Annotated in this window: 11 protein-coding genes; 6 read left to right on the forward strand and 5 right to left on the reverse strand. The window is 74.5% G+C overall.

The genetic code is table 11. The features are described 5' to 3' along the window. Positions 1–33 precede the first annotated feature (33 nt). Positions 34–675: an RNA polymerase sigma factor gene (locus OG370_RS33275; RefSeq protein WP_328470809.1), complete on the forward strand. Its 642-nt coding sequence runs from the start codon at positions 34–36 to the stop codon at positions 673–675. Then, complete coding sequence (locus OG370_RS33280) at positions 672–1,775, forward strand: CU044_5270 family protein (RefSeq protein WP_328470811.1); 1,104 nt, start codon at positions 672–674, stop codon at positions 1,773–1,775. Before OG370_RS33275 ends, OG370_RS33280 begins: the two co-directional genes overlap by 4 nt. A gap of 75 nt (positions 1,776–1,850) precedes the next feature. Here the strand turns inward: OG370_RS33280 and OG370_RS33285 are convergent, their stop codons facing one another. Then, a complete protein-coding gene (locus OG370_RS33285) occupies positions 1,851–2,459 on the reverse strand; it encodes a TetR/AcrR family transcriptional regulator (protein WP_328470813.1) in 609 nt (202 codons plus the stop codon). A gap of 103 nt (positions 2,460–2,562) precedes the next feature. On the opposite strand from OG370_RS33285, the gene OG370_RS33290 reads away from it, so the two are divergent. Beyond that, complete coding sequence (locus OG370_RS33290) at positions 2,563–3,513, forward strand: NmrA family NAD(P)-binding protein (RefSeq protein ID WP_328470815.1); 951 nt, start codon at positions 2,563–2,565, stop codon at positions 3,511–3,513. A gap of 80 nt (positions 3,514–3,593) precedes the next feature. Here OG370_RS33290 and OG370_RS33295 read toward each other — a convergent pair whose 3' ends face one another. The 4 genes from OG370_RS33295 to OG370_RS33310 all read right to left on the reverse strand — a co-directional run bounded on the left by OG370_RS33295 (position 3,594) and on the right by OG370_RS33310 (position 8,281). Next, the gene (locus OG370_RS33295) at positions 3,594–4,301 is read right to left on the reverse strand and encodes an SDR family oxidoreductase (RefSeq protein WP_328470817.1); all 708 of its coding nucleotides are present in this window, start codon (positions 4,299–4,301) and stop codon (positions 3,594–3,596) included. Between the two features lie 127 nt (positions 4,302–4,428). After that, positions 4,429–5,082 carry a hypothetical protein gene (locus OG370_RS33300; RefSeq protein ID WP_328470819.1) on the reverse strand — a complete coding sequence of 218 codons (654 nt, stop codon included), beginning with the start codon at positions 5,080–5,082 and terminating at the stop codon, positions 4,429–4,431. 233 nt (positions 5,083–5,315) lie between these two features. Continuing rightward, entirely contained in the window at positions 5,316–6,068 is a 753-nt protein-coding gene (locus OG370_RS33305; RefSeq protein ID WP_328470821.1) for a hypothetical protein, read from the reverse strand. Positions 6,069–6,433: 365 nt separating this feature from the next. Then, positions 6,434–8,281, reverse strand: a complete 1,848-nt coding sequence (locus OG370_RS33310; protein WP_328470823.1) for a PucR family transcriptional regulator ligand-binding domain-containing protein — start codon at positions 8,279–8,281, stop codon at positions 6,434–6,436. 448 nt (positions 8,282–8,729) lie between these two features. Here OG370_RS33310 and OG370_RS33315 point away from each other — a divergent pair, with 448 nt between their 5' ends. The 3 genes from OG370_RS33315 to OG370_RS33325 are packed head-to-tail and all read left to right on the forward strand — an operon-like array spanning position 8,730 to position 12,555. After that, entirely contained in the window at positions 8,730–9,617 is an 888-nt protein-coding gene (locus OG370_RS33315; RefSeq protein ID WP_328470825.1) for an FAD binding domain-containing protein, read from the forward strand. After that, positions 9,608–10,084: a (2Fe-2S)-binding protein gene (locus OG370_RS33320; RefSeq protein ID WP_328470827.1), complete on the forward strand. Its 477-nt coding sequence runs from the start codon at positions 9,608–9,610 to the stop codon at positions 10,082–10,084. Before OG370_RS33315 ends, OG370_RS33320 begins: the two co-directional genes overlap by 10 nt. Positions 10,085–10,086: 2 nt before the next feature. Next, positions 10,087–12,555: a xanthine dehydrogenase family protein molybdopterin-binding subunit gene (locus tag OG370_RS33325; RefSeq protein WP_328470829.1), complete on the forward strand. Its 2,469-nt coding sequence runs from the start codon at positions 10,087–10,089 to the stop codon at positions 12,553–12,555. Positions 12,556–12,691: the final 136 nt, after the last annotated feature.

The following is a 12,691-nucleotide window of genomic DNA, read 5'->3' on the forward strand; positions in this document are numbered from 1 at the left end:
GAACGGCTTGCGGTCCGCGGAGAGGTAACGGGTGTGAGGGACACCGAAGATGAGGACGGCCTGCGCCGCCGGGTGCGGGCGGGGGAGCGCGACGCGTTCGCCGAGTTGTACGAGCGGTACGCGCGGACGGTCTACAACCACGCGCTGCGGCTGACCGGGGACTGGGCGACGGCCGAGGAGGTCATGTCGGAGACCTTCCTGGCGGCCTGGCGGGTCCGGCAGCGGGTGGAGCCGGACGGCGGGTCGCTGAGGCCGTGGCTGCTGGGCATCGCGACGCACAAGGCGCACAACGCCAACCGCGGCAGGGGCCGCCGGCTGGCCTTCCTGGCCCGGCAGCCGGAGCCCCGGGCGGTCGCGGACTTCGCGCAGGAGACCGTGGGCCGTCTCGACGACGCCCGCCGGCTCGCCGCGGTGCACGCCGCGCTCGGCAGGCTGCGCAGGCATGAGCGCGAGGTGCTGGTGCTGTGCGTCTGGGAGGGACTGGACTACGGCCAGGCCGCCGAGGCGCTGGGCGTCAAGGTCGGCACCGTGCGCTCGCGGCTGTCGCGCGCCCGGGCCCGGCTCGGCCGGCTGAGCGAGGAGGAGGCCGCGCGGACGGAACCGCGCCGCGGCCGCGGAGAGGGAACAGGCAGGGCCGTGTTCGCGGCCCTGCCCGTACGGGAGGAGACCCGATGAGCGACACCCCGTCCCGCCCCGGAACCGAGCGTTCCAGCGACGGTCGGACCGACGCCACCGAGCTGCCGCGGCTGCTGCCGCCGCCGGCGCATTGGGACCTCCCGCGCGAGCGCCACCTGCACCACAAGGAACTCCTGATGCAGCAGATCGACCACGACCTCGACAGTGCCCGCACGACCGAGGCCGCACCGGCCCCGCGCCGTACGCGCCGGCCGCGCCCCGCCGTACTGGCCTCGCTGACCGCCCTCGCCCTGGCCGGCGCGCTCACCGCCGGCCTGGCGACGCGCGGCGGCGGCCACGGGACCGCGGTCGCCCCGCGCGCCGGGGCACCCGCCGCCCAGCAGGCGTCCACCCTGCTCGACCGGATCTCCGACGTCGCCCTCGCCGGAGACGCGACCCCGGTCCGGGACGACCAGTTCGTGTACGTGAAGAGCATGGCCGAGGGCGCGGACGAGACGAGCGGCACGGCGGTGCCCGGCACGCTGCACACCCGGGAGATCTGGTCCTCGCAGGCGCAGGGACCGGTCAAGCGGATGGGCCTGGTCCGCGAGGAGGGCGAGACCCTTCCGGTCAACGCGCCGCTCGGCGACACCGACGGCACACCGCCCGGCTTCTCCCGCGCGACGTATCGCTGGCTCGCCTCGCTGCCCACCGACCCGAAAGCCCTGTTGGCGTACCTGTACGCCCACACGCCCGGGAAGGCAGGGCAGGAGCGGGACCAGGCGGTGTTCGGAACGATCGGCGGGCTCATCGACGAGAGCGTGATGCCGCCGCGGACCGCCGCGGCCCTCTACAAGGCAGCGGCACTCATCCCCGGCGTTGTCACGGACCCGGGCGCGACGGACGTCACCGGCCGGCACGGCGTCGGCGTCCGCCGCGACGACACCCGCTACGGCCAGCGCACGGAGTGGGTGTTCGACGCGAACGACCTGTCCTACCTGGGCTCGCGCACCTATCTGCTCAAGGACACCGGGGAGGGCCGCAAGGGCACGATGCTCTCCGCCGACTCCGTGCTGGAGCGGGCGGTGGTGGACAAGGAGGGTGAGCAGCCCACGGCCGCGCAGGTCCGCCGGCCGCGGCCGGCCACGGCTCAGGGCTGACACCGCCGGGGCGCCGGGTGGGGCCGGGCGAACGCCCCGCCCGGCCCGGCGCCCGGGCCGCCTGGCGGCGCTCGGCTACGGCAGGGAGGCGGCGACCGCCGCGCGGATCGGCGCGAGGTCCACGTCCGTGCCGATCGCGGCCTCGTCCGGAGCCCTGTCGCGGGACGGTTCGACGCCGAACAGGGCGCGGGTGAAGGCCGGGTAGACGGTACGGCCGAGCAGGTCGCGGGTGATCGCGGCGCCGGCGTCGGGCGTCAGTCCCTGCCGCTCGGTGAGGTAGGCGGCCAGGCGCTCGTGGGCGGTGGCGAAGATCGCGTCGTAGTACCGGGCGGACGCCTCGGGGAGCCGGCCGGCCTCGGAGATGCCCAGCCGGCAGGTGCGCACCGTGGGCGTCCACACCAGCATCTGGAGGAAGCGGCCGCAGAACAGGACGACCGCCTCGGTGGTGTCGTCGCTGTAGTCGGCGGGCGTCCTGAGCTTGCCGAGGTACAGCTCGCGCACCAGGTCGACGACGGCGAGGAAGAGGTTGTCCTTGCTCTCGAAGTGCGCGTACAGGCTTCGCTTCGAGGTCTGGGCGCGCGCGGCCACGACGTCCATGGACGCGCGCTCGAAGCCCATCTCCAGGAAGACGTCCTTCGCCGTCCACAGGATGTGCTTCCGCAGTTCGTCACCGCGCTTCGCCATGCGGCGTCCTCTCTTGGTGCTGTTCCGGCCGCGAAGTAAACGGTACGGTAGAGTTTACTTCGCTCCTCGTTCTCCGTCACGTGTCACCGGTCGGGAGAGATACATGATCGTCGTCACCACACCCACAGGCAACATCGGCCGCCAGGTTCTCGGCGAGGTCCTCGCCCGGCGGCCCGAGCGGGGCGGGCAGCGTGAGCCGGTCCGGGTGATCGCGCGCGACCCCTCCCGGCTCGCGCCCGACGTGCGCGGGCGGGTCGAGGTCGTCCAGGGCTCGATGACCGACCCCGAGGTGCTCACCACCGCGTTCGCGGGCGCGGACAGTGTCTTCTGGCTGGTGCCGCCGTATACCGAGGGCGCCGAAGTCGCGGGCTACGCGGTGGACTTCACCCGGCCGGCCTGCGAGGCGATCAGCGCGCAGGGCGTCCGGCGGGTGGTCGCGGTGACGGGCCTGGGCGCGCCCGCCGCCCCGGACGCGCCTGCTGCCCCGGACGCGCCCACCGCCTCGGACACCCCGGACGCGCCCGCCGGTCCGGGACTCGGCTCGCGGGCCCTGGACGCGCTGATCGAGAGCACCGGCGTGGCCTTCCGGTCGCTGCGGATGCCCGCGTTCATGGAGAACCTGCTCCAGCAGCTCGGGCCGATCCGGGACCAGGGCGTGTTCTTCCTGCCGATCTCCGGGGACCGGCGGATACCGACCTGCGCCACCCGCGACATCGCCGCCGTCGCGGCCGAGTTGCTGCTCGACGGCTCCTGGGACGGCCAGGAGGGCGTGCCGGTGCTCGGCGCCGAGGACCTGTCGTACCGCGACATGGCGCGCGTCATGTCCGACGTGCTGGGACGGCCGATCCGCTACCAGCAGGTCCCCGGCGAGGCGTTCAGGGCCCGGTTGACGCGGCAGGGCATGCCCCGGGCGTGGGCGCAGTCCGTCGTGGACCTGCTCGCGGAGGTCGACGCCGGGTGCTACGACGCCGAGCCGCGTACGGCGCGCTCCACCACGCCGACGACCTTCCGCCAGTGGTGCGAGGACGTCCTCAAGCCGGCCGTCGCGGGCTGAGCGCGGGCCTTCCGGCCGCACGGTGCCCCGGGTCCGTACGTGCCCCGGGTCCGTACGCGCTCAGCCGTCGGTCGCCGTGGCTACCAGGGCAGCGGGCCGTTGACGTCGAAGTACCCGCCGGTCGGGCCGTCGGGGCCGACCTGGGCCATGCGCACGATGATCTCCGCGCCCTGCTCGACGGTCTGGACGCCGGTGCGCCCGTTCAGGTCGGTCGCGGTGTAGCCGGGCTCCACCGCGTTGATCCGGATCTCCGGGAACGCCTTCGCGTACTGCACGGTGAGCGCGTTGACCGCGGTCTTCGACACCGGGTAGGCGACGCCGGGGTACGCGTGGGTCGGGGTGCCCTCGGCGGTGAGCCGGGCCAGCGAGCCCAGGCCGCTGCTGACGTTGACCACGACCGGCGCGGACGAGCGCCGCAGCAGCGGCAGGAACGCGTGGGTCACGCGCACCACGCCGAACACGTTCGTCTCGAACAGCGGCCGCATCGTGTCGACGGTGAGGTCCGCGGCGCCGATGATGCCGTTGTCCGCCGTCCGCGACTCGATGCCGGCGTTGTTGACCAGGACGTCGAGGCCGCCGTCGGCCTCGATCGCCTTCGCGGCGGCGGTGACGGACGCGTCGTCGGTCACGTCGATGACGACGGCCCGCGCGCCCAACTCCTCGGCGGCGCGACGGCCGCGCTCGGGGTCGCGGCTGCCGACGTAGACGGTGTGGCCCGCTTCGACGAGCCGGCGGGCGGTCTCGCGGCCCAGCCCCTTGTTGGCTCCGGTGATCAGTGTGGTGGTCATGGGTCCAGGGTGCGGCAGGGCGCCGCGCGCAGCCAGGACCTCCTTGTCCTGGGTTGGGCGGGTCCCGGGGACGACGGGGGAGCGGGGGAGACGGAGGAGCGGGGCCGACGGGGGTGCGGAGGCGCGGTCAGGCGGCCGGGAGGACGTGGATGCCGCCGCCGTGGCTCTCGACCGTCACGGTGCGCGCGGAGCCGGGATCGACCCGGACACCCACTTCCTTCCCGCCGCCGCCCGACTCCGCGTGCACCGCGTAGCCCTCGGACGGCAGGCGCACCTTGATGGCGCCGCCGGCGGAGTCCACGTCCACGTGGCGGGGCGCGTCGGTGAAGGAGAGCGACGCGCCGCCGCCGTGCGACCGGACCGTCACGTCGGCGGCGGCGGTGCCGTCCGCGGTGACCTGCCCGCCCGCGCTGTCCACGGTCAGCTTCCCCGCGGCGCCGTGCACGGTGGTCGCGCCGCCGTGGCTGAGCAGTCGGGCAGCCATCGCCGCGGGCATCTGGAGGTGGTAGTCCACCCGGCACTTGTCGCCGTGCGTGCACGCCTTGCTGTCCAGGTCGAGCACGCCCCGGTCGACCGTGTGGGCGGTGGTGGGCCGCTTGCCGTCGTAGTGCACGGTCTCGGTCACCTTGACCTGGGTCGTGGCCGCCCCCGCGTCCACCAGGATCTTGCCGCCCGAACCGTCCAGCCGCAGCGAGGTGACGTGCCCGCCGACCGTGTACACCGACGTGGCGGTGTGGTCGTACGAGCCCGCGAGGTGACATCCCGTCAGAAGCAGTGCCACGCCGACCGCTCCGCCCCACACCAGGGCCGGGCGGGGGCGGGGATGGGGGACGGGGCTCGGCGGGAGGGATGCTCGCGGTGTCATGGTGACGGTCCTTCGGTCCGGGGCCGGTACAGGCGGTCGGACGCCGGCGTGTGCCGCACCCTCCCCGCTGCCCCGACGCTACGGCGGCGCCCCGCGGCCCCGGAATCCGGCGAACCCGCCGACCGATGGTGGGGATTGCCCCCGTACCGTCAGCCGGCGAGGTCGGGCGCCAGCCAGACCGGGACGCCGCCCAGGAGCGTGTGCAGCCGGGCGGCCTCGGTGCGCAGGCGGGCCGACTCGTCGGGGTCGGGGGTGACCGTGGCCAGCGAGAGCAGCGCTGGGGCGGTGCCGACCAGGTGGCCGAGCGCGACCCGAATCCGCAGGGACTCGGTGAAGCCGTGCCGGGCCTCGGCGAGGTCGCCCTCGGTGGCGGCGAGGCCGGCGAGGTGGCGCCAGGTGGAGGAGGTGAGGAGGGTGGCGCCGTGCGCGACGGCGCCCGCGTGGGCGCGGCGGTAGGCGGCGCGGGCGGCGGCCGGGTTCGCCGCGATGTTCTCGGCGACGAGGCCGCGCCGGAAGTCCAGCAGCGGGCGGCCGGGGGAGCCGGGCCCGAGCAGGGCGGCGCTGCGGCCGAACGCGGAGCGGGCCTCGTCGGCGCGGTCGCGTACCGAGAAGACGGTGGCGCCGTAGGCGAGGCAGCCGCGCTCGGAGGCGGCGGCACCGCGCTCCTCGTCGCTGCTCGCCAGCGCCTCGGCGGTACGCAGCGCGTCCTCCGCCTCGGCCCATCCGTCGACCTGGTAGAAACACGCCTCTACCAGGAGTTCCGCCCTGTTCAGTGCGGCTCCGGCGTCGTCGGTGGCGAACGGCGCGAGCAGTGCCGCGGCCTCCGCCCAGCAGCCGCGTGCCCGCAGCCGCCACACGTCCGGTACCCCGACCACCGATTCCGACAAGGCGGTGTCCGCCACAGCATCTCCCCCAAGCGCGTCTTCGAGCCAGTGCGAGCAAGTGCGTGTGTGCATGTGTGTGCCGTGCGCATGCGCAGTGGCGGAAGTCCAGCACGCGGAAGGGGCCCGCGCCAAGGGGTCGGAGATCACTTCTTGTGAACGGGATCACTTTCACGAGCGCACGAACGGCGCACGCGGGGCGCACACCACGGTCACATCGGGTGCCCGCGCGGCTCGTTCGGCGGGGAGCGGTTCGGGTCCGGCGCGGGGCGGGGCGGACGGCCCGCGCCGACCGGTTTCGGCCGGTCCGCGGCGGCGGGGCCGGCTCATCCGCGGGGACCGGTTCGGCCGGCCCGTGGCGACGGGTCGGCTCGCTCCGGACCGGGTCAGCTCATCCGCAGCGCGAGGAAGAAGTCGAGCTTGTCCTCGAGTCGGGCCAGGTCCCGTCCGGTGAGCTGCTCGATCCGCCCGATCCGGTACCGGAGCGTGTTGACGTGCAGGTGCAGCCGGCTCGCGCACCGGGTCCAGGACCCGTCGCACTCCAGGAACGCCTCCAGCGTCGGGATCAGTTCGGCGCGGTGCCTGCGGTCGTACGCGCGCAGCGGGTCGAGCAGCCGGGCGGTGAAGGCGCGGCGCACGTCGTCGGGGACGAAGGGCAGCAGCAGGACGTGGGAGGCCAGTTCGTCGTGGCCGGCGACGCAGACCCGGCCGGGGCGGGCCGCGGCCACCCGGCGGGCGTGCCGGGCCTCCTCCAGCGCGCCGCGCAGCCCCTCGGGGGAGTCGACGGCCGCGCTCACGCCGATGGTCAGCCGGCCGTCCTCGGCCAGGCCCCGGGCGAGGGGGCCGCGGACGGCGGCCAGCAGGAGGTCGGCCCGCAGCGCGACCGGCTCGCCGTCCGGGGGGTTGCCGCTGTCGCCGGAGGCGGGGGCCGCGGGGGCATGGCCCGGGGCTCGCTTCGCCGAGCCGCGTGAGCCCGCGGCACCGGGGGAGGCGAGGGAGTTGGGGGCGCCGGCAGAACCGGCGGAACCCGGGGAACCCGGCGAACCGGCCGAGCCGTCAGCGCCGGCGGGGGAGCCGGGGGAGCCGCGGCCCGCCGGCTCCAGCGGGACCAGTGCCATCGCCCGGTCCTCCGCGACCGCGACCGCCACCCGGTCGGCCGCTTCCGCGCCCGGCTCCGCCGGGTCCGCGAGCAACTCCTCCAGAAGTGCCCGCGCGACCGGCCCGGGGGGCGCCTCGGCGCCCGCGTCCGCCCAGTCCACCCGGGCCACCACGATCTGCCACTGCGGCGGCGCCCCGCCCCCGGGCAGCAGCACCGGCGCCGCCGCCCGCAGCCGCGCCCCGATCTCCGACGGCGCCGCACCGCCCCTGACCAGTTCGAACACCTCCGTGGCCAGCCGCCGCCGCACCGCCCGTGAGGCGTCCCGCCGTTCCCGTTCCACCCCGATGAGCAGGGTCACCCCGCGCAGCAGCTCCAGCCGCTCGGCCGGCCACTCCCCGGCGTCCGCCTCGACCGCGAGGAACCAGTCCGACAGGACGGTGGCGCGCACGTCGGCGCCGGGGTCCGCGCCGGTCCGTACCGGGAACAGCGAGTACACCCGGCCGCTCTGCGCCGCGGTCCGGTACGGCGCGGGCCGTCCGGTACGGCTCGCGGCCTGCTGCGCGCCGGCCAGTTCGGCGCGGACCGGGGCGGGCAGCGGCTGCCCGGCGCCGGCGATCTCCCGGCCGGTCGAGGAGAGCACCCACGCCCGCAGGTCGAGGTCGGTGCCGAGCAGGTCGAGGACCGCCTCGGGCCCACCGCCGCCGGCCCCCACCGACATCAGCCGCCGGTGCCGGTCCACCACCGCCGCGAGGTCCCCGGCCCGCTCGCCGGACACCTGCCGGACCACGTACTCGGTGATCGTGGCGAAGGCCACCTGCTCGTCGACCGAGAACAGCGGCAGCCGGTGCCGCGCGCAGGCGTCGACCAGGTCCTGCGGGATCGTGCCGATGCCGGCGTTGCCCGCGGCCAGCGCGGCCACCCCGGCGGTGGACAGCAGCCGTACGAAAGGCTCGGAGTCGGCCGGTCCGTGCCGCCACGCGAGCCCGGTGAGCACCAGCTCGCCACCGGTCAGATAGCGGCTCGGGTCGCGCAGGTCGGTGGTCATCACCCCGCGTACGGTCCGGTCCAGCTCGTCCTCGCCGCTGAGCAGCCGCAGACCGAGTGCGTCGGTGTCCAGCAGTGCGCTCAGCCGCATCGTCCTCGCCTCGTCCTTGCTCGCCGGCCCCGCGGGCCCGTCGCCCGTCGTCCGCCGCCGTTCGTGCCGGTGCCGCGACGTCCGTGCCGGCGTCACGCCGTCCGGTCGCCGCGTCCGCCCGGTGCCGCGCCGTCCCGGGGGTCTCCGGTGCCGGTGATCACCGGCACCACTCGCGAAGTGTGCTGCACGCGTGTTGCCGGTGGGATGCGGCGACGTTTCGCGACAGCCCCTTTCGGAGGAATGTACAAGACCTACCTGTTGGCCAGCCAAGTGCTTCATGTGTTCGGTGACTGCACCCGAACGGCCCCGCGGCCGTGTACTGGCCGCACGCCGCGTGTACAGGACATGAGCAGCCCCGCACGAGCAGCCCGAATGGACAGCCCCGCCGAGCATCCGCCGAGCATCCGGAGCAGGACGAGCAGCCGGATCAGCCGAGAAGAGAATCCCCATGGAATTCCTGCGCCCCGCCACCTGGCAGGAGGCGCTCGCCGCTAAGGCCGAGCACCCAGCGGCCGTGCCCATCGCCGGTGGCACGGACGTGATGGTCGAGATCAACTTCGACCACCGCAGGCCCGAGTACCTGCTGGACCTGAACCGCGTCACCGAACTCCAGGAGTGGGAGACCGGCGCGGACACCGTGCGCCTGGGCGCGTCCGTCCCCTACACGAAGATCATGGAGCACCTGCGCACCGAACTGCCGGGGCTGGCGCTCGCCTCCCACACCGTGGCCTCCCCGCAGATCCGCAACCGCGGTGGCGTCGGCGGCAACCTCGGCACCGCCTCCCCGGCCGGCGACGCCCACCCGGCGCTGCTGGCCGGCGGGGGCCAGGTCGAGGCCGAGTCGGTCCGCGGCACCCGGATGATCCCGATCGACGACTTCTACCTCGGGGTGAAGCGCAACGCGCTGGCGCCCGACGAGCTGATCAGGGCCGTGCACCTGCGCCGGGCGAGCGGCCCGCAGCAGTTCTCCAAGGTCGGCACCCGCAACGCCATGGTGATCGCGGTGTGCGCCTTCGGGATCGCGCTGCACCCCGACACCCGCACCGTGCGCACCGGCATCGGCTCGGCCGCGCCGACCCCGATCCGGGCGAGGACCGCCGAGGAGTTCCTGGCCGCCGCGCTGGACGAGGCCGGGCTGTGGGACAGCCGCGGACCCGTACCGCCTTCGGTGGCACGGCAGTTCGCCGACCTGGTGGCCGGGGCCGCCAACCCGATCGACGACGTGCGCGGCACCGCGTCGTACCGCAGGCACGCGCTGGGCGTGATGGCCCGCCGCACCCTGGGGTGGACCTGGCAGGAGTACCGCGGCGACCAGAGGAGTGCGTCATGCGCGTGACGATGACCGTCAACGGCCGCCCGCAGGAGGCGGACGACGTGTGGGAGGGCGAGAGCCTGCTGTACGTCCTGCGCGAGCGGATGGGGCTGCCGGGCTCCAAGAACGCCTGCGAGCAAGGCGAGTGCGGGTCGTGCACGGTCCGCCTCGACGGCGTGCCGGTCTGCTCCTGCCTGGTCGCCGCCGGGCAGGCGCAGGACCGCGAAGTGACCACGGTGGAGGGCCTGTCCGGCCCGGACGGCGAACTGTCCACCGTCCAGCAGGCGTTCGTCGACGCGGGCGCCGTGCAGTGCGGCTTCTGCACGCCCGGACTGCTGGTCGCCGCCGACGAGTTGCTGGAGCGCAACCCGGAGCCGTCCGACGGCGACATCCGCGAGGCGCTGTCGGGCAACCTGTGCCGCTGCACCGGCTACGAGAAGATCCTCGACGCGGTCCGCCTGGCGGCCGCCCGTACCGAACAGGAGGTGTGACCGTGGCCGACCAGTTCCGTACGGCGAACCTCCCGCGCGCCGACCGGGGGACCGGCACCGCCCGGCCGCCTCGCGCCGCCGCCGCGCCCGGGCGCGCTCCGACCAGCCTCACCCAGGGCACCGGCGCCGCCGGCACCAAGGGCGGCATCGGCGAGTCCACGCTGCGCCCCGACGGCATCCTCAAGGTCACCGGCGAGTTCGCGTACTCCTCCGACCTGTGGCACGAGGACATGCTGTGGGGCTACACGCTGCGCAGCACCGTCGCCCACGCCACGATCCTGTCCATCGACACCGGCGAGGCGCTGGCCACCTCCGGCGTCTACGCGGTGCTCACCTACGACGACCTGCCCACCGAGGTCAAGAACTACGGCCTGGAGATCCAGGACACCCCGGTGCTCGCGCACGGCAAGGTCCGCCACCACGGCGAACCCGTCGCCCTGGTCGCCGCCGACCACCCCGAGACCGCCCGCCGGGCCGCCGCGAAGATCCGGATCGAGTACGAGGAGCTGCCCGTCATCACCGACGAGGCGTCCGCGACCGCGCCCGACGCGATCCTGGTGCACGAGGGCCGCGACGACCACCACAGCGGGCACGTCCCGCACCCCAACGTGGTGCACCGCCAGCCGATCGTGCGCGGCGACGCCGACGCCGCGGCCGCCCGCGCCGACGTGGTGGTGCGCGGCGACTACGTCTTCGGCATGCAGGACCAGGCGTTCCTCGGCCCCGAGTCGGGCCTGGCGGTGCCGGCCGAGGACGGCGGCGTCGACCTGTACATCGCCACCCAGTGGCTCCACTCCGACCTGCGGCAGATCGCCCCGGTGCTCGGCCTGCCCGAGAGCAAGGTCCGGATGACGCTCTCCGGCGTCGGCGGCGCCTTCGGCGGCCGTGAGGACCTGTCGATGCAGATCCACGGCTGCCTGCTGGCGCTGCGCACCGGCAAGCCGGTGAAGATCGTCTACAACCGCTTCGAGTCGTTCTTCGGCCACGTCCACCGCCACCCCGCCAGGCTCCACTACGAGCACGGCGCCACCCGCGACGGCAAGCTCACCCACGTCCGCTGCCGGATCGTGCTGGACGGCGGCGCCTACGCCTCCGCCTCGCCGGCCGTCGTCGGCAACGCCGCCTCGCTGTCGATCGGACCGTACGTCGTCGAGGACGTGGACATCGAAGCGCTCGCGCTCTACACCAACAACCCGCCCTGCGGCGCCATGCGCGGCTTCGGCGCGGTCCAGGCGTGCTTCGCCTACGAGGCGCAGATGGACAAGGTCGCCGCCGAACTCGGCCTCGACCCGGTCGAGTTCCGGCAGCGCAACGCCATGGAGCAGGGCACGATCATGCCGACCGGGCAGCCGGTCGACTCGCCCGCGCCGGTCGCCGAACTGCTGCGCCGGGTCAAGGCGATGCCGCTGCCGCCCGAGCAGCAGTGGCGTACCACCGAGGGCGCCGACGTCCGCGCGCTGCCCGGCGGCCTGTCCAACACCACGCACGGCGAAGGCGTCGTCCGCGGGATCGGCTACGCGGTCGGCATCAAGAACGTCGGCTTCTCCGAGGGCTTCGACGACTACTCCACCGCGCGGGTGCGGATCGAGGTCATCAACGGCGAACCCGTGGCGACCGTGCACACCGCGATGGCCGAGGTCGGGCAGGGCGGCGTCACCGTACACGCGCAGATCGCCCGCTCCGAACTCGGCGTCACCCAGGTCACCATCCAGCCCGCCGACACCCGGGTCGGCTCGGCCGGCTCCACCTCCGCCTCCCGGCAGACCTACATGACCGGCGGCGCGGTGAAGAACACCTGCGAGGCGGTACGGGAACGGGTGCTGGAGATCGGCCGGCGCCGGTTCGGCACCTACCACCCGGCGTGGGCCACCGCCGAACTGCTGCTGGAGGACGGCAAGGTCGTCACCGACGGCGGCGAGGCGCTGGCCGACATCGCCGACGTCCTGGACGGCGAGTCCGTCGACCTGGAACTGGAGTTCAGGCACCGCCCGACCCAGGCGTTCGACCTGCGCACCGGACAGGGCAACGGCCATGTCCAGTACAGCTTCGCCGCGCACCGCGCCGTGGTCGAGGTCGACACCGAGCTCGGCCTGGTCAAGGTGGTCGAACTCGCCTGCGCGCAGGACGTCGGCAAGGCGCTCAACCCGCTGTCGGTGGTCGGCCAGATCCAGGGCGGCACCACGCAGGGCCTCGGCGTCGCCGTCATGGAGGAGATCGTGGTCGACCCGAAGACCGCGAAGGTCCGCAACCCGTCCTTCACCGACTACCTGATCCCGACCATCCTCGACACCCCGACGATCCCCGTCGACGTGCTCGAACTCGCCGACGACCACGCCCCGTACGGGCTGCGAGGCGTCGGCGAGGCGCCCACCCTGTCCTCGACTCCCGCCGTGCTCGCCGCCATCCGGCAGGCGACCGGTCTGGAGCTGAACCGAACCCCGGTCCGGCCGGAACACCTCACCGGATCGTAGGGCCCTTGGGCCGGCCGTACGACAGGCCGAGCCCCGGAGCCCTCTCTTGTTCGCCTCGGGCCGTCCCCCGGGTCGTGCAGGCCGCGCCTGAAGGGGCGCTATCCCAAATCCCGTTCCGCGAGCCGCGGGCGGGTGC

The sequence above is a fragment of the Streptomyces sp. NBC_00448 genome (genome assembly GCF_036014115.1).
In the GTDB taxonomy this organism is placed as follows: Bacteria; Actinomycetota; Actinomycetes; order Streptomycetales; family Streptomycetaceae; genus Actinacidiphila.

Bases quoted from the DNA above. Each gene is read 5' to 3' on its own strand.
- OG370_RS33280 (WP_328470811.1), top strand. From the start codon at position 672: ATGAGCGACACCCCGTCCCGCCCCGGAACCGAGCGTTCCAGCGACGGT.
- OG370_RS33285 (WP_328470813.1), bottom strand. From the start codon at position 2,459: ATGGCGAAGCGCGGTGACGAACTGCGGAAGCACATCCTGTGGACGGCG.
- OG370_RS33290 (WP_328470815.1), top strand. From the start codon at position 2,563: ATGATCGTCGTCACCACACCCACAGGCAACATCGGCCGCCAGGTTCTC.
- OG370_RS33295 (WP_328470817.1), bottom strand. From the start codon at position 4,301: ATGACCACCACACTGATCACCGGAGCCAACAAGGGGCTGGGCCGCGAG.
- OG370_RS33310 (WP_328470823.1), bottom strand. From the start codon at position 8,281: ATGCGGCTGAGCGCACTGCTGGACACCGACGCACTCGGTCTGCGGCTG.
- OG370_RS33315 (WP_328470825.1), top strand. From the start codon at position 8,730: ATGGAATTCCTGCGCCCCGCCACCTGGCAGGAGGCGCTCGCCGCTAAG.
- OG370_RS33320 (WP_328470827.1), top strand. From the start codon at position 9,608: ATGCGCGTGACGATGACCGTCAACGGCCGCCCGCAGGAGGCGGACGAC.